General features: G+C 36.5%; 17 protein-coding genes and 2 tRNA genes. 10 read left to right on the top strand and 9 right to left on the bottom strand.

The genetic code is table 11. The features are described from left to right. Positions 1–102 precede the first annotated feature (102 nt). On the bottom strand, positions 103–2,637 hold the full coding sequence (locus F3J23_RS10155) for an ATP-dependent Clp protease ATP-binding subunit (RefSeq protein ID WP_167027865.1): 2,535 nt from the start codon (positions 2,635–2,637) through the stop codon (positions 103–105). A gap of 151 nt (positions 2,638–2,788) precedes the next feature. Here F3J23_RS10155 and F3J23_RS21630 point away from each other — a divergent pair, with 151 nt between their 5' ends. The 4 genes from F3J23_RS21630 to F3J23_RS10135 are packed head-to-tail and all read left to right on the top strand — an operon-like array spanning position 2,789 to position 5,549. Further along, positions 2,789–3,016, top strand: a complete 228-nt coding sequence (locus tag F3J23_RS21630) for a uroporphyrinogen decarboxylase (RefSeq protein ID WP_167027862.1) — start codon at positions 2,789–2,791, stop codon at positions 3,014–3,016. Beyond that, a complete protein-coding gene (locus tag F3J23_RS10145) occupies positions 3,013–4,110 on the top strand; it encodes a glycosyltransferase (protein ID WP_167027859.1) in 1,098 nt (365 codons plus the stop codon). The genes F3J23_RS21630 and F3J23_RS10145 overlap by 4 nt, the downstream gene beginning before the upstream one ends. A gap of 45 nt (positions 4,111–4,155) precedes the next feature. Next, entirely contained in the window at positions 4,156–4,575 is a 420-nt protein-coding gene (locus tag F3J23_RS10140) for a SufE family protein (RefSeq protein ID WP_137904536.1), read from the top strand. A gap of 2 nt (positions 4,576–4,577) precedes the next feature. Next, a complete protein-coding gene (locus F3J23_RS10135; RefSeq protein WP_317167711.1) occupies positions 4,578–5,549 on the top strand; it encodes a glycosyltransferase family 9 protein in 972 nt (323 codons plus the stop codon). Here F3J23_RS10135 and F3J23_RS10130 read toward each other — a convergent pair. The 4 genes from F3J23_RS10130 to F3J23_RS10115 form a co-directional block, all read right to left on the bottom strand. Continuing rightward, a complete protein-coding gene (locus tag F3J23_RS10130; RefSeq protein WP_167027856.1) occupies positions 5,539–6,660 on the bottom strand; it encodes a glycosyltransferase in 1,122 nt (373 codons plus the stop codon). The genes F3J23_RS10135 and F3J23_RS10130 overlap by 11 nt on opposite strands. Positions 6,661–6,769: 109 nt before the next feature. Continuing rightward, positions 6,770–6,844: transfer RNA gene (locus F3J23_RS10125), tRNA-Val, on the bottom strand. Between the two features lie 33 nt (positions 6,845–6,877). Then, positions 6,878–6,952 (bottom strand) — tRNA-Val (locus tag F3J23_RS10120). 42 nt (positions 6,953–6,994) lie between these two features. Further along, positions 6,995–8,239 (bottom strand): bifunctional folylpolyglutamate synthase/dihydrofolate synthase, encoded by a 1,245-nt coding sequence (locus F3J23_RS10115; protein WP_167027853.1) that lies wholly within the window; start codon positions 8,237–8,239, stop codon positions 6,995–6,997. Positions 8,240–8,335: 96 nt separating this feature from the next. Between F3J23_RS10115 and F3J23_RS10110 the strand changes: the two genes are divergently transcribed. The 5 genes from F3J23_RS10110 to F3J23_RS10090 are packed head-to-tail and all read left to right on the top strand — an operon-like array spanning position 8,336 to position 12,535. Further along, complete coding sequence (locus F3J23_RS10110) at positions 8,336–9,661, top strand: TolC family protein (protein WP_167027850.1); 1,326 nt, start codon at positions 8,336–8,338, stop codon at positions 9,659–9,661. A 1-nt stretch (position 9,662) separates the two neighbouring features. Next, positions 9,663–10,253 (top strand): SprT-like domain-containing protein, encoded by a 591-nt coding sequence (locus tag F3J23_RS10105; protein WP_167027847.1) that lies wholly within the window; start codon positions 9,663–9,665, stop codon positions 10,251–10,253. 2 nt (positions 10,254–10,255) lie between these two features. Then, positions 10,256–11,338 (top strand): mannose-1-phosphate guanylyltransferase, encoded by a 1,083-nt coding sequence (locus F3J23_RS10100; protein ID WP_228455316.1) that lies wholly within the window; start codon positions 10,256–10,258, stop codon positions 11,336–11,338. A 32-nt stretch (positions 11,339–11,370) separates the two neighbouring features. Next, on the top strand, positions 11,371–12,033 hold the full coding sequence (locus tag F3J23_RS10095) for a hypothetical protein (RefSeq protein ID WP_167027844.1): 663 nt from the start codon (positions 11,371–11,373) through the stop codon (positions 12,031–12,033). Further along, the gene (locus F3J23_RS10090; RefSeq protein WP_167027841.1) at positions 12,002–12,535 is read left to right on the top strand and encodes a GNAT family N-acetyltransferase; all 534 of its coding nucleotides are present in this window, start codon (positions 12,002–12,004) and stop codon (positions 12,533–12,535) included. The genes F3J23_RS10095 and F3J23_RS10090 overlap by 32 nt, the downstream gene beginning before the upstream one ends. 92 nt (positions 12,536–12,627) lie before the next feature. On the opposite strand, the gene bcp is transcribed toward F3J23_RS10090, so the two are convergent. Further along, the gene (gene bcp / locus F3J23_RS10085; protein ID WP_167027837.1) at positions 12,628–13,077 is read right to left on the bottom strand and encodes a thioredoxin-dependent thiol peroxidase; all 450 of its coding nucleotides are present in this window, start codon (positions 13,075–13,077) and stop codon (positions 12,628–12,630) included. Positions 13,078–13,110: 33 nt separating this feature from the next. On the opposite strand from bcp, the gene F3J23_RS10080 reads away from it, so the two are divergent. After that, positions 13,111–13,731, top strand: a complete 621-nt coding sequence (locus F3J23_RS10080) for an endonuclease III domain-containing protein (protein ID WP_167027834.1) — start codon at positions 13,111–13,113, stop codon at positions 13,729–13,731. Between the two features lie 223 nt (positions 13,732–13,954). Here the strand turns inward: F3J23_RS10080 and F3J23_RS10075 are convergent, their stop codons facing one another. The 3 genes from F3J23_RS10075 to F3J23_RS10065 are packed head-to-tail and all read right to left on the bottom strand — an operon-like array spanning position 13,955 to position 16,770. Continuing rightward, on the bottom strand, positions 13,955–14,401 hold the full coding sequence (locus tag F3J23_RS10075; RefSeq protein ID WP_167027831.1) for a DinB family protein: 447 nt from the start codon (positions 14,399–14,401) through the stop codon (positions 13,955–13,957). 8 nt (positions 14,402–14,409) lie between these two features. Continuing rightward, positions 14,410–14,967, bottom strand: a complete 558-nt coding sequence (locus F3J23_RS10070; protein ID WP_167027828.1) for a hypothetical protein — start codon at positions 14,965–14,967, stop codon at positions 14,410–14,412. A gap of 6 nt (positions 14,968–14,973) precedes the next feature. Beyond that, on the bottom strand, positions 14,974–16,770 hold the full coding sequence (locus tag F3J23_RS10065) for a DUF885 domain-containing protein (protein ID WP_167027825.1): 1,797 nt from the start codon (positions 16,768–16,770) through the stop codon (positions 14,974–14,976). Positions 16,771–16,841: the final 71 nt, after the last annotated feature.

Below are 16,841 nucleotides of genomic sequence, written 5' to 3'. Positions count from 1 at the left end.
AATGTAAATTCAATAGGGAAGGGCTTAGTCAAACGTATAAAAGCAAAAAGCACCAGGAAATTCCTGGTGCTTTTTTATTGAAATTAAATTAATTATTTAAGATTAAGAAGACTTTTCAGCAGTTGATGACTTCTTAGGTTTTGAAGTTTTTCCCACCAATCCGTCTTTCGCTTCATTAAGGTCAAGAACTACGGTTTCTCCTTCGTTCAATTGTTTATTAACCAGCATTTCTGCTAATAAATCCTCAATGTACTTCTGAATCGCACGTTTCAATGGTCTCGCTCCGAAATCTTTATCCCATCCTTTTTCAGAAATAAAGTTTTTAGCATCTTCAGTTAATTCTACTTTATATCCTAATTTTTCAAGTCTGCCATAAAGTTTATTCAGCTCAATATCAATAATCTTCTTGATATCATCCTGTACAAGAGAGTTAAAGATTACAATATCATCAATTCTGTTTAGGAATTCAGGAGCAAATGCTTTTTTAAGAGCGCTCTCAATTGTACTTCTTGCTCTGGTATCTGAACTTGTCTTCTTAGCTGAAGTTCCAAATCCTACACCATCCCCAAAATCTTTAAGATCTCTTGTTCCGATATTGGAAGTAAGAATAATGATGGTATTTCTAAAGTCAATCTTTCTTCCTAAGCTGTCTGTAACGTGACCTTCATCAAGGATCTGCAACAGAATATTGAATACATCCGGGTGAGCTTTTTCAATCTCATCCAAAAGAACCACCGCATAAGGTTTTCTTCTTACAGCTTCTGTTAACTGACCTCCTTCTTCATATCCAACATATCCCGGAGGCGCACCAACTAATCTTGAAACCGCAAATTTCTCCATGTATTCACTCATGTCAATTCTGATCAGAGATTCATCGGATTCAAAAAGCTCTCTTGCCATTACTTTAGCCAATTCCGTCTTACCAACACCGGTTGTTCCAAGGAAAATAAATGTACCAATTGGACGGTTCGGATCTTTAAGACCAGCTCTGTTTCTTTGGATAGCCTTCACTACTTTTTTCACTGCATCTTCCTGGCCAATTACTTTTCCGTTCAGCTTCTCATCCATTTGGGCAAGCTTGTCAAGTTCGTTTTTGCCTACTTTAGTTACAGGAACTCCACTCATCATAGAAACCACTTCCGCTACATTTTCTTCCGTTACGGTTTCTTTCTTCTCTTTTACATCTTTATCCCATTTTTCCTGAGCAGCATTCAGTTCCATCTGAAGACGTTCCTCTTCATCTTTAAGCTTTCTTGCTTCAAGATAATCCTGAGCTTTTACAGCTTTCTGTTTCAGTTCTTTGATATCTTCAATTTTCTTTTCAAAATCAATGATCTCTGTAGGAACTTTCATATTCTTGATATAAACTCTTGAACCTGCTTCGTCCATAGCATCAATAGCTTTGTCCGGTAAGAAACGGTCTGTAATATATCTCGATGTCAGATTGACACACGCTGCAATAGCTTCCGGCGTATAAATTACATTGTGGTGTTCTTCATACTTATCTTTGATCTGGTTCAGAATCTGAATCGTTTCATCAATAGAAGTAGGTTCCACCATTACTTTCTGGAATCTTCTTTCTAAAGCTCCGTCTTTTTCAATATACTGACGGTACTCATCCAGAGTGGTAGCCCCGATGCATTGAATTTCTCCTCTTGCCAAAGCCGGTTTGAACATATTGGAAGCATCCAGACTTCCTGTAGAACTTCCTGCTCCCACAATTGTATGAAGCTCATCAATGAATAAGATAACATCTCTGTTTTTCTCCAGTTCCGTCATGATGGCCTTCATTCTTTCTTCAAACTGACCACGGTATTTTGTTCCGGCAACTAAACTTGCCAGATCTAAAGTGATCACTCGTTTTCCGTAAAGAACCCTTGATACTTTTTTCTGTTGAATTCTTAATGCCAGACCTTCGGCGATCGCAGATTTACCAACTCCAGGCTCCCCGATAAGAAGCGGGTTGTTTTTCTTTCTTCGTGATAAGATCTGAGAAACTCTCTCAATTTCTTTTTCACGCCCGATCACAGGGTCCAGTTTTCCATCTCTGGCCAAAGAAGTAAGGTCTCTACCAAAGTTATCCAAAGTAGGAGTTTTACTTTTTGCAGAACCTAAATTTCCTGTAGGCTTTCTCATTTGCTCAAATTCTTCTCTCTCATCATCATCGTCATAAGCACTCATTTGTGGCGACTGCCCGGAATTTTTAAGCATAGTCTGGTACTCTCTTGAAACTCCTTCATAGTCGATGTCATAAGCTCCCAGAATATTTGAAGTAGGGTCCTCATATTTATAAAGAATACCTAAAAGCAGGTGAACGGTATTAATCTCATTGCTTTTGTATTGTCGGCATTCTAACTCCGCACGTTTAATGGCATGATCCGCCATTTTGGTGAAAGAAATATTGGTAACCTCCTCAGAAATAGGATTAAGACTTGCTGTATTTAGAGTTTCAATTTTTCTTCTGATTTGTGTTAAATCCGCATTAAGGTTTTGAAGGATTTCTTTTGCAGAGTTTTCCGTTTTTATAATACCTAAAAGTAGATGTTCTGTATTAAGAAATTCACTTTTCAGCCTTTTAGCTTCGCTTTTGCTTTGTTTGAACACCTGGCTCAAACCTTGTGAAAACTTATAATCCATAATATATCTCATTAGAACAAAGGCAACATTACCTTTTATTCATTATCTAAATTACAAATATTTTACCAAAAATCAATTAATGACTTTATGGCAGAAAAAATTTTATTATCTTATTGAAAATGATTAAGTTTGTTATCCTTAAATTTTCCCCATGAATCCTGAGATCACTACTTATATCGGCTATTCTGCTTCTGTTTTTATCGTATTGAGTTTCATACTGAAAGATGTAAGAAAAATCCGAATTGTCAACATGATTGGCTGTATGTGTTTTGTCATTTATGGGTTCTTTAGCGGGCCACTGTGGCCGGTTATTATACCCAATGGGCTAATTTGCTTCATTCAGGTTTATCATTTAATATTAGATAAGAAAGATAAATGAAGAAGAAAATAATAGTATCTGCCTTCAGCAGCCTGTATACCGATCAGAGAATTGAAAAGGTTTGTAAAACCCTTTTTGATAACGGATATCCTGTAGAACTGATAGGAAATGATTGGGGAGGGAATGAGAAAATGGAACGCCCTTATCCTTTTTCCAGAATAACGCTGAAGTCTAAAACTTTAAAGACTGCTTATTTTGAATTCAACTGGAAGCTTTATCATGAACTGAAAAAAAAAGCGGACAAAGATACTATCCTTCATGCCAATGATATAGACGCACTTCTGCCAAATTATCTCATTGCCAAAAAAATGAATATTCCCCTGGTTTTTGACAGCCACGAAATTTTTACGGAAATGCCATCGGTACAAAACCGATTTTCACAGAAATTCTGGAGAGTATTGGAAAGAAACCTTGTTCCAAAAGTAGAATTTATGATGACGGAAAGTGAAAGCTATGCCGGATGGTTTCATGAGAAATATAATGTGAGTCCGGTAGTGGTAAGAAATATTCCGAGAAAAATTAGTTCTGTTCCTGAAATTCCGGACAATCATCCTAAAATAATTCTGTATCAGGGAGCAATCAACCAATCCAGAGGAATTGAAAAAATGATTAAAGCCATGCATCATATTAAAGATGCGGTTCTTAAGATTGCGGGTGATGGGCCAAAGAAAAAAGAATATGAACAGCTTGTTGTTCAGGAAGAATTACAGGATAAAGTATTTTTTCTGGGTAAATTGAAGCCAGATAATCTCAGAGAGATCACAAAAACGGCTGATGCAGGATTTAGTCTTGAAGAAAATAACGGAGTAAGCTATTATTATTCCCTGCCTAATAAGGTTTGTGATTATATTCAGTCCAGAGTACCTTTGGTTATGATCAATTTTCCGGAAATGCAGCGTATCAGAAACCAATTCCATGTAGGTGAAGTTGTAAGTGACCACCAGCCGGAAACAATTGAAAAAGCAATTAATCTGATTCTTAGCAGAGGAAGGCGGTATTATCAGGAAGAGCTGAACAAAGCTGCAGATGTATTCTGTTGGGAGAATGAAGAAATAAAGATTTTGCAACTTTTTGAGAAAGCATCCCGTAAATAAATTTTACAAAATTGGTTATCTTTGCATAAAGAAATTTGATTTAAAATGACCATTAAAGAAAAACAGCAGGAAATAATCGATGAATTCGCATTTCTTGACGACTGGGAGCAAAAGTACGAGTACATTATTGATCTTGGAAAAGAGCTGAAAGGATTACCGGAAGACAAGAAGACAGAAGAAAATTTGATTAAGGGCTGCCAGAGTAAAGTTTGGATTGATGCCGAATTTAAAGACGGAAAACTTTTCTTTAATGCCGATTCAGATGGTATTTTACCCAAAGGTATCGTATCTCTTTTAGTAAGCATTTATAGTGGGCATTCCACTCAGGAGATTCTGGATTCTGATTTTGATTTTATTGCAGAGATCGGATTGCAGGAATTCCTTTCACCATCCAGAGCTAACGGACTGATGGCGATGACCAAACAGATTAAGTTTTATGCAGTTGCTTATCAACTGAAATCATAACCGTGACCAAAATTTTAGCATATCGTTTTTCCGCATTCGGAGACGTTGCGATGACTGTCCCTGTTTTCAGAGAATTTCTGGAGCAGAACCCCGGTGTGGAAATTATTATGGTTTCCAGAAAAAATTTTGAAGCCCTGTTTGCGGGAGTTCCTAACGTTACATTCAAAGGAATTGATTTGGATGATTATAAAGGGTTCTTTGGACTGAGAAAGCTGAGCAATGAGCTGATCAGTGAATTTAATCCGGATTGTATTGCCAATCTTCATGATGTTATCAGGACAAAGATCCTGGATAAGATATATATAAGGAAAGGACTTAAGGTTTTCAAAATCGATAAAGGAAAAGAAGAGAAAGAGCACCTTACGGATGTCTGGAACCTTGAAAAAGTCCAGCTGAAAAGAACAGTGGAGCGTTATGCTGATGTTTTTCGTAAGATGGGATTCAAAGTAGAACTTTCCCATCAGCTCAGACCCGTTTCTAAGCATAAATCAGGGATTGGATTTGCCCCTTTTGCCCAACATAAAGGGAAAATGCTTCCTTTGGAAAAGTCTTATGAATTAGCAAGGATTCTTGCTCAGAAACATACCCTATATTTCTTTGGAGGCGGAAAAAAAGAAACCGAGACTCTTGAACAATGGGAGAGTCAGATTCCCAATACCAAAAATCTTTCCGGGAAACTGAACCTTACTGAAGAACTTAATAAAATTTCAGAACTTGAACTGATGATTTCTATGGACTCTGCCAATATGCACCTGGCAAGCCTCGTAGGAACCCGATGTGTTTCCATATGGGGAGCTACACATCCTTACGCCGGATTTTTAGGGTTTGGGCAGAGTGAAGACGATGTTGTTCAGGTAAAAGATCTTACCTGCAGACCATGTTCCGTTTTCGGTGATAAAGAATGTTATAGGGGAGATTGGGCCTGCCTGGAAGAATTTAATATTCAGAAGGTTGTAGAGGCTGTTAATCTTTAAAAATAGTTGCAATAATTTCTTCGGCTTTAGAAGCATCAGAATGTTTTCTTTCTAAAACTTTCTTCCTGTTTTCGGTGTCATTATAATCTTTTGTTGCAGCAATAATGATTTGTCTGCGGATTTCCTCCGTTTCAGAGCCATACAGGCAGAGTTTGATAAGATCTGCATCGTCGGTAATATTTTCGTTAATGATCACAAAACGGCTGTTATAAAGAGTGTTGAAAAGCTTCACTTTTGTGCCGGAATTCTGATAAGAAAGCAAAATGTTGGCGTGTGCCCCATTCAATAAATGATGGAGGTTTTCTGTAGTTTGAATAGGAGTGAGGCTGATATTTTCAACTGCAGAAATCTTCTTTTTAATATCCTCACTGGCACGGTCGGAAGCTACCTTCAATTGATAGTGAGGAAGACTTTTAAAAAGATCAATCGTTTCCTCCAGAGCCTTTTTGTTATCTGCGGTGGTGAGATCTCCATGAAAAAGAAAATATTTTCCCTTTTTATCTAATTGTTTTACTGATGAGTTGCCATGAAAGATATGAATCAGCTGCGCATTATTCGAGTATGTTTCTACTTCATGATATTCTTTTTCAGAAAGACAGAATACGGTGTTAAACTTCTTTAAAAGCTTTTTCTGATATCCTGTATATTTTAAAGATTCAATGCTGTAAATAATCTTTTTAAAAATATTTTTTTCCGATAGAGATAGGCCTTTATAATATGCTGTTTCGTTATTGTGATGACGAAGATAAAGTTGATGCCCTCTGCCTTTTAAAAACTTTATAACATAGGTTGTCTGAAGGCCTTCAAACAAAATTGGAGCTTTGATCTTTTCCAGATGGGTAAGAAGCAACTCAGAATCTCTTATAGCTGCAGCAAATGGGGTTCCTGAGAAATAAAGAAGTGGATTCTTCTTCTTTTTATAAAAAAATATATTTTCTGTGTTTTCTTCTACTTCCGGATCAATTCTTTCAGGAATCTGATCTACAAAACAATGAAGATGGATCTTTATTCCCAGGTCAGACAAAGCTTTGATCTTATAAAATACATCAATAATTCCACCATAAGAAGGAGGGTAGGGATAGTTGAATGATATGATATGAAGTTCCTTCACGAAATAGATGCAATCGAACGGAGGCAAAGGTAAGTAATATAAAGGAAAAGGACTTATGGAGTTTAGGGATAAAATAAAAAAATCTCCCAATTTCTTGAGAGATTTTTTGTGGGTCCTGAGGGATTCGAACCCCCGACCCTCTGGGTGTAAACCAGATGCTCTGAACCAACTGAGCTAAGAACCCGAATTTTTTTGAAAGGTTTCGTTTCCTTTTCTGTGGGTCCTGAGGGATTCGAACCCCCGACCCTCTGGGTGTAAACCAGATGCTCTGAACCAACTGAGCTAAGAACCCTCTAGACTTGTTCTCTTGTTTAGAGTGGTGCAAATATACGACTTATTCGGTAATCTCCAAATTTTTTTCTAAAAAATCTCCCACAACAAAGTTACTTCCGCCAATAAAAATCATTTCTTCGTTTGTACATTGTTCTTTTGCAGATAGATACGCTTCCTGTACGGAATTAAAAATTTTGTAAAAAATTTTCGCCTCCTTAAGAAGGTTTTCATAATCTTCCGGATGTCTTCCCCTGTTGATGGATGGTTTTGCAAAATAAAACTCAGAATTTTCAGGAAGTAAATTCATCACTTCATCTATTTTTTTGTCATTTACGAACCCCAAAATGATATGCTTGTGCCTGTCAATTGAATTTAATTGTGAAAAAACATACTCCAAACCTGCCTGATTATGTCCCGTATCACAAATCGTAAGTGGATTTTTTGAGAACTCGAACCAACGGCCGATAAATCCGGTATGATGATGAACGCTTAATAATCCTTTTTCCAGATTCTGATCAGAAATGTCAACCTGCTGCTTTTTCAGCTCTTCAACCAATGCTAATACAACGCGGATATTCTTTTGCTGGTAGTTTCCTTTCAGATCAGAAGTAAGATCAGTTTCAATTAAAGTGGCATCTATAAAAGGAGCATTTTCTTTAATGGCTTTTTCTCTGATGATGTTTTTTACAACCTCATTTTCATCGCCAGAGATAATAGGAGTGTTGTTTTTAACGATTCCTGCCTTTTCCGTAGCAATTTCCGCTATGGTATCTCCTAAAATATTCTGATGATCCAGCTGAACATTCGTAATTGCAGAAATCAGAGGTTTAATAATATTGGTAGAATCCAGCCTTCCTCCTAATCCCACTTCAATAATAGCAAAATCTACCTGCTGCTGGTAAAAATATTCAAAAGCCATAATGGTAGTGAATTCAAAGAAAGACGGGCGGATATCTTCGGGAATAGTTTTAAGCTTTTGAATAAAATCGAAAACAAACTCTTTATTACAGTTTTTTCCGTTCACTTTGATGCGTTCCGTGAAGTCGATGAGGTGAGGAGAATTATATAAACCTACTTTATAACCTGATTCCTGAAGTACAGAAGCCAGCATATTGCTTGAAGAGCCTTTTCCGTTGGTACCGCCAATATGGATACATTTGATTTTATCCTGAGGGTTTCCAAAGAAAGCGCAAAGCTTCGTAATGTTATCCAGTCCCGGTTTATAGGCCTTTTGCCCATCTATCTGATAGTTGGGCATTTGTATGAAAAGCCAGTCAATGGCTTCCTGGTATTGTTCATTTGTCATGGTACAAAATTCCCAAAAGTTTTTTTAAAATAAAATATAATTTTTCAATCTGTAACTTTTTTATATTTAATTCGTCTAATATTGAAAAATCTTAATATGAAAAAAGTTTGGATCATCGTTTTTGGATTGGGTTATCTGGGTTTAAGTGCTCAGAAGAAATGGTCCTTAAAAGAATGTGTGAATTATGCTGTAGAGCATAATCTTCAGGTTATCCAAAATCAATATAACAAACAATCACAAGAATCTAATCTTAAAATTGCCAAGAAAGGGTACCTGCCTTCTGTTTCGGCAGGGTTGAACAATTCCGTAAGTTTTGGACAGCTTTCATTAGGGACCGGAAGTATCAGAAACGATAGATTTAGTAATAGTGCTAGTCTTGGTGCTGATATTTTGGTATACAATAATGGGAGGCTTGAAAAAAATGTTCGAAAAGCTCAGTTTGATGTAGAAGCCAGCCAATATGATATTGAAACCATCAAAAATGATATTTCTCTCCAGATTGCTCAGCAGTATCTTACAACGCTTTTGAATAAAGAGATTGTCAAGATTTCTCAAAGCGCGGTAGAGAATGCTCAAAAGCAGTATGACAGAGCAAAAATAACAACAAATGTAGGAACAACGGCACAAACTGTTTTGGCAGAAGCGGAAGCTGCTTTGGCAAGAGAAAAACAAAATTTAAAGACAGCTGAAGTAAATGTTGGAAGAGCATTATTTGCTATTGTTCAGCTTTTACAACTTACAGAGTATAAAGATTTTGATGTTGAAGATGTTAATATCCCCGAAACCTTAGACTTGCAGCTGCAGTCTGCGGATGACGTTTTGGTTACCGCTTATAAAATTCAGCCACAGATAAAAGCAGCAGAAAGCAGAATAAAATCTGCTGAAGCTCAAACGGAAGTCAGTAAAACGGCATTTTGGCCTACGCTTACGGCTAGTGCTGGTCTTTCTTCATTTTACAACAATATATTGAATGGAGGTCCTGCAGAGAGTGCTCAGCCAGGGCTATTTCAACAGTATAAAGACAATTTCGGTCAGAATGTAGGGCTTTCTCTGAATGTTCCTATTTTTAACAAAGGAATTACAAAATTACAGGTAGAACAGTCCAAAATTAATGAAAGTCTTGCTAAAAACAGTTTAGAACAACAGAAACAAACGGTAAGACAGAATGTACAAAAAGCACAGTTTGATGCGGATGCCAACTATGAAACCTATCTGGCAGCCGTGGAAGCAGAGAAGAGTTCCAAGCTGGCACTTGAGTTTGCTGATAAAAGTTATGCTGCAGGAAGAACTACTATCTATGACGTGAATGTGGCAAGAAATAATTATGCAAATGCACAGGGATCGGTAGCGCAGGCAAAATATAATTATCTTTTTAGTCTTAAACTATTGAATTTCTATGCCGGAATTCCATTAAGTTTGTAAAATGTCTATCCAATCATTAGAAAAATATTTACCTCAAAATACTCTTAAATATTTAAGAATCTGGTTTTCAGATTACTATATACATATAAAAGTTACAAGAAACAGAAATTCCAAACTGGGAGATTACAGAAAACTTCCGGACAATTCTCATGAAATTACGGTAAACTCTACGCTTACCCCACAACTTTTTTTCTTTGTGCTTACCCATGAGCTGGCCCATCTGATTGCCTTTGAAAAATATGGACGAAGAATTTCTCCCCATGGCAACGAGTGGAAGGAAACCTTCAGAAATATGCTTCTTGAAAGTCTCGAAATTTATGATGAAGAACTGAAACCAATTATTATAAGATTTTCAAAATCCCCTAAAGCAAATTTCATGGCAAGCCCTGATCTGGTAAGATATTTTCATACTGAAAAACAGGATGATAGTCTTCATTTTATAGAGGAGCTTCAAAAAGGTGAATTCTTTATATATCGTAACGAAAAGTATTTATTGGAAGGTCTGGTTAAAAAAAACTATCTTTGTAAGAACCTGGCTACTGGAAGGAAGTATTCTTTCAAGCCTTTAGCAAGGGTAGAAAAATGTAGCTAAGAATGTTAAAATCAGATAAATACTGCGTTATAATGGCGGGAGGAATCGGAAGCCGGTTCTGGCCAATGAGTACGCAGAAATTTCCAAAACAGTTTCAGGATATTTTAGGAACAGGCCGTACGATGATTCAGCAAACCTATGACAGAATCAGTAAGGTAATTCCTAAAGAGCACATATTCGTGATCACGAATAAAGAGTATGTTGCTCTTTCTCATCAGCAGCTTCCGGAAATTCCTGAAGAAAATATTGTGGGTGAGCCGCTGATGAAGAATACAGCTGCCTGTAACCTGTATATGGCCAATAAAATTGCTGAAATTGATCCGGATGCCACTATGATTGTACTTCCGGCAGATCATCTGATTCTTAAAGAAGATGTGTTTTTGGAAAAAGTGGAGCTTGCTTTTGAAGTAGCTTCAAAAAATGATTATCTGGTGACGTTAGGAATCACACCTACAAGGCCGGATACGGGATATGGATATATTCAGTTTGTAGAAAAGAAAGGTTCAGAATATTTTAAAGTAAAAACATTTACAGAAAAACCCATTCTTGAAATAGCCCAAAGCTTCCTGGAAAGTGGAGATTTTCTTTGGAATGCCGGGATATTTATCTGGAATGTAAAAAGTATTCATCATGCATTTGAACTGTATCTTCCTGAGATGATGCAGCATTTTATGGCTTGTGAATATAATTCAGAGAAAGAAAACAGCTGTATTGAGACCATTTATCCGAAAGTTCAGAAAATCTCTATTGATAACGGAATTTTAGAAAAAGCAAAGAATGTGTATGTTATTCCATCAGATCTTGGATGGAGTGATCTGGGAACATGGACTTCTGTTTACGAAAATACGGAAAAGGATAAAGAAGGAAATGCCGTAAAACTAAAGCATTTACTGGCCTATAATTCAAAGGGAAATATCATTCGTTTAAAAAATAATAATAAGGCCGTGATTATTGATGGTCTTGAAAACTATATTGTAGTAGATACAGATAAAGCACTTCTTATTTGTCCCCGTGACAATGATCAGCTTATTAAAGACTACGTTCTTGACTTAAAAAACTTCAAGAAAGGAGAGAAGTTTATGTAAAATTTGGTATATTTTCTGCTGATTTTGAAATTATGATTATAGCTGCAACCCGATTCACAATTCTTACATTTTTACTTTTTGGAATATTTGGATATGCCCAGGAGAAGCAAAAATTTGCGGGTATTTCACATATTTTACAGGAGATTAATCCAGGTAATAAAGTAGACTCATGGATACTGGTATATAACAGCTATGGAAAAGGTAAAGAAATAAGGATTTCGGGTAAGGTAGATTATATTCCCCAGTTTTCGGGATTCAATCTTTTTCCCCATGAAGATAGTTTTTATTATATCGCTTATTCAGAAGGAGGGAAAGTAAACTATGTTCTTGATCTTGAAGGGTTAAAGAAATTTGTAGGTAAAATTGAAAACCCTCAGGAAGCAGCAATTGTTTTGGCAGCAGATGGGTATGTGGTAGATGAGGAGTTCAAAGATATTGCAGGTAATTATCATGAAGATAAGTCGAATTATTATCTGGACTTAGGGAAACTTACCTCAAAGGAATGTCCTTATCAGAAAACACATTATACATTAACTGTAAATAAAGCAACAGGAGCCGTAACCCATGTAAAGGACAACGGAACCTATATTGAACTTTACAATAAAAAATGTGCTAATAACCCGAGACTTTTAAAAATCGAAAAAAAGGAAGAACCAAAGAAAGATGAGCCTAAAAAAACACCCAAGCGCAGATAATACCTACGAGACTGAGCGATTAATACTTCGTCCGATGTCTCGTGAAGACAGAGATTTTATTTTTGAACTTTACAACAGACCTAAATTTGTTCAGTACATCGGCAATCGTAATGTAAATACTATTGAAGATGCTGAAAACTATATTCTGAACAGATTTACTCCACAAGTTGAAAGGCTGGGATTTGGAAATTATCTTTTAGTAACCAAAGAGGGAAAAGAAAAAATTGGAGCCGTTGGAATCTTTCAAAGAGAAGGGCTGGATGTAGTGGATATCGGATATTCTTTATTGGAAGAATTTGAAGGAAAAGGATATGCTTTTGAAGCGGCTCAGAAGGTAAAATCCATTGGGATGGATGATTTTGGATTATCAAAAATATCGGCCATCATTTCAAAAGATAATATTTCTTCTCAAAAGCTGATCGAAAAGCTGGGACTAAAGTTTAAAAAACATGTAACCCTTCCCGGTGAAACCGAAGAATTAAACTATTACGAAACAGAATAATATCAATTTCTAATATTATGTTTCCACCAATAGCACAACATGTATCAGTGCTGTTGGTGGAAATATTTTTTATATCTGTGTTCGAAAAGGAATTACCCTTCCAGAATCTGGTCAGTCGCCGTTTTAGACGTTACTTTTTCAATAACTCTTGTGCAGACTCCGCTTTCATCAAAAATAAACGTAGTTCTTACAATTCCCATATACGTTTTTCCAAATGTTTTTTTCTCTTGCCAAACCCCGAATTTTTCAATTATATCACGGGTTTCGTCAGCAATAAGATCATAAGGAAAAGCAAATTTGCTGTGGAAGTTCTTCTGTTTTTTTACCGTATCACCACTTATTCCTAATAATTGAAATCCTGCTTTTTTAAGCTTGGAATAATTGTCGCTAAGATTGCATGCTTCTACAGTGCAGGTTGGCGTATTGGCCTGCGGATAGAAGAAAACAACCAGCTTTTTTCCGATTAATTTTGATGAGGTTATAGTTTCTCCGTCTTGATTGACTCCTTCAAATTCAGGTAATTTGTCTCCAACTTTCAGCATAATGATTTAATTTTGTTCAAATTTAAGGGTTACATGACAAAAAAACAAAGAGCTGAGCTCGTTCAGATAGAACTGGATAAATTATATCCTACTACACCTATTCCTTTGGATCATACAGATCCGTATACATTAATGGTTGCCGTTGCGCTTTCTGCCCAGACAACAGATAAAAAGGTAAATCAGGTGACACCTGACCTTTTTGCCGTTGCCGGAACACCTCAGAGAATGGCTAAACTGGAAGAATTTGAGATCAAGGAACTGATCAAAGAGATCGGGCTATCCAATACGAAGGCCAAAAACCTGAAAAGAATGGCCGAACTTCTATTGGAAAGGCATGCTGGTATTGTTCCTCAGACTTATGAAGAATTGGAAGCGCTTCCGGGTGTAGGACATAAAACGGCTTCAGTGGTAATGAGCCAGGGATTTGGTTTCCCGGCTTTTCCGGTGGATACCCACATTCATCGTCTGATGACACAATGGAAGCTTACGTCAGGAAAAAATGTAGTAGAAACGGAGCGTGATGCGAAGGATTTATTTCCTGAAGAAGTATGGAATAAACTTCACCTTCAGATTATTTTCTATGGAAGAGAATATTCTCCTGCAAGAGGAAAAGGAGAGAAAGATTTTATTACTAAGATGATGTTTGAAAAGTAGTTTCTCACAGGTAATTTCCTGTGGTTCCCGGGCAAGTAAAAAAATATTTGGATTTTCAACCGTGTCAAGGTTTTAAACCTTGACACGGTTATTAGACATAGCGCTATTAAAAAATTAGGTTGAAATAGCTCGCAAAGTCAATATTTCCCTAGCTGAATGAACGAAAAAGAAAACGCAACAATTACTTTGTGATCGTTGCGTTATTTTAATTTTTATTGGTGGATTAAAAGTCCAATAGTCTTCTGTGGTAATTAATCTGTCCCAAGTGATAATCCAGATGAGCAACCAGATGAATAAGAAAATAATCTGTGGTCATAGTGCTTTCAAAAACGACTAAAGGATATTCTTTTTTAAGATCTTCTTCAGACAATTGTGGCAGAACAGAATCTATCATAGCAATTGTAGCTTCAACCTTTTCGATGAGTTCGGCTCTTGGAATATCTTTTAAAGAAAATTCCAAGTCACGTTGTCTTACATAGCTGGTATTTCCAAGGTGAGTTCCTATAAAGTGGTTAAGATTTCCTACAAGGTGAAGAACAAGATTACCTGCGGAATTGGCGATGTTTTTATCAATTTTCCAAAGATTTTCTTCATTCTGATAGGCTTCTATCTCTGTTTTAAGTTTGTTTAAATCTCTGTTGTAAAGTGATTTAAGGCTTTCTGTGATCATATCAATTTTTATTGTATTAAGGTTTTAAAATATCCTTTGAAGTGCTTATCAACCAGAGGATCAATGCTGCATTTATAATCTATGAAACCATAAATACTGTCATTTTTGTTGAATTTGCTTCCGTTTAGAATCAATTTTTGATTTAGTGCATGAGTTTCAATGAATTTTACTTCATTTTTTAGAGCTTTAGGATTAATATCCCTTATTCTGAAATGATCGTTAAATACCTGAACAAGAACTCCGTTTCCAAAATATCCATTGTAATTGTTCAGCCATATTTCTAATGTATCATTTTTATATAAGGCTTTACATTTATAATCATCAAATGAAATATTTCGCTGAGAGTGATTATCAAGAAAGCTGGCAACCTGAGTAATAAAAGCTGTTCTTGTATTGTTTTCAACGACCTCGCTATTGTATAATTTCTGCTCAGGATATTTTGAGAGAAGCTGTATACTATCATGAGACGGTAAATTCCGGTTAACCAAAAATGTTTCGAAATTTTGCTTCTTTTGACAGTTTAAAGCAGTCAGTAAAAGTATGGCAAAAAATAAAAATAGTCTCATAAGAAACTATTTTTGTTTTTTAGCCCAAAGCTCCATTTTTCTGTTCAGTACATCCAGAGGAAGGCATCCCTGGCTCAAAACTTCATCGTGGAAGCTTGCCAGATTGAATTTGTTCCCGAGTTCTTTCTGATACATCTCTCTCAGTTCACGGATTCTTAAGGATCCTATTTTATAGCCTAAAGCCTGTCCCGGCATTGCCATATATCTTTCAACTTCCGCAGTAGCAGCCCCTTCATCATAAGAAATATTGCTCAGAAAATATTTAATAGCTTCTTCTCTTGACATCTTTCCGGAATGGATTCCTGTATCTACTACAAGTCTTACCGCTCTCAGCATCTGGTCGCTTAAGTATCCCATTTTCTGATAAGGATCTGTATACAACCCGAATTCTGGGCCTAACGTTTCACAATAGTGTGCCCATCCTTCACCATACGCTCCAAACCATCCGAATCTCATAAATTTAGGAAGTTTCGTATTTTCCTGCTGAAGGGAAACCTGATAGTGATGACCTGGAATTGCTTCGTGCAGGAAAAGAGATTCCATTCCCGAAGTAACATTGAATTTGGCAGGATCAGGAAGCGGAACATAAAATATTCCCGGTCTTTTTCCGTCCGGAGTTCCCGGAATATATTCTGCGCTGGCACTTGCCTCTCTGAATTTCTCCGTCTGTCTGATCTCAAACTTTGTTTTCGGGGTTACATTGAACATTGTTTTCAGTTTCGGAGTAATCTTCGTTAAAATACCGTTGAATGCATTTAACACCTCTTTAGATGTTTTATAAGGCATTGCTTTCGGATCTGTTTTTACAAAAGTGATAAACTCTTCCAGTGTTCCGGAGAAGCCAACCTGCTGCTTTACTTTTTCCATTTCTGCGCGAAGCATAGCTACCTGCTGCTGCCCGATCTTATTAATTTCTTCAGGAGATTTCTTAGTGGTTGTCCAACTTTTTACATAATAGTTATAGATTTCACTGCCATTAGGAAGGCTGTTGTAACCGTCAGTATCTCTTGCTTTTGGCAAATATTCTTTTTCTAAAAACACTCCCATTTTGGTATAAGCAGGAATGATTTTTTTGGTAATGGCCTCTTTATAAAGTGCAGAGAATTTATCTTTCTGAGCCTGGGTGAAATTCTTAGGAAAGTTTTTAACAGGTCCATAGAAGATGTTTTTTTCCATATCTGATGTAGTGATTTCCTCAGCTTTCATTTGAGGAATCATTTTAACAACCAGTTTTTTGGGAAGAACAATCTTGTTATTAATTCCTTCACGGAAGTTGTCTGCAGCGGCTGACATCCATTCCGGGAATTTTTCCATTCTTTTTAACCAGTCACTGTAATCTTTTTCAGTTTTAAACGGCTGGCTTCCCTGTCCACTTCCATACAGCGGAAAAGTAAGCGGAAGTCCTCCGAACTGTGTAAAAGGAATATATTCAGGATGATAGGCATAGGCCTGAATTTTATCTTTTAACGTATAATCAAGAACATCATAGACCACCTTGTCATCATCAGAAAGGTCTTTATAATCTACATGTTCAAGCTGTTTCTGAACCGAATTGTAGAAAGCGATTTCCCCGGAGATAAAGTCTTTATCAATATTAATAGGCAGCTGATCGTTGTACCTTGTATCTCCCTGAGAAGTTGCATCTAACGGATATAGCTTAAGATATTGCTCATAATAGTTGGATGCAATAGAATCCAGGTTGCTGGGTGTTACTTTTGTAAGAGGAGAGTCTGATTTTTTGCATGATGCAAGACCAATCATCAACCCTAATCCTAAAATACCTTTTGATAAAATGTTTTTCATTTCCAGAATCTTTATGAAAACAAAAGTAAGTATTATTAGGAGATCCAGACTTATTGTAGGACTTGATTTTA

It is taken from the genome of Chryseobacterium sp. Tr-659, assembly GCF_011752975.1.
Taxonomy (GTDB): Bacteria; Bacteroidota; Bacteroidia; order Flavobacteriales; family Weeksellaceae; genus Chryseobacterium.
This window is presented reverse-complemented; position numbering and strand designations above follow the sequence as displayed.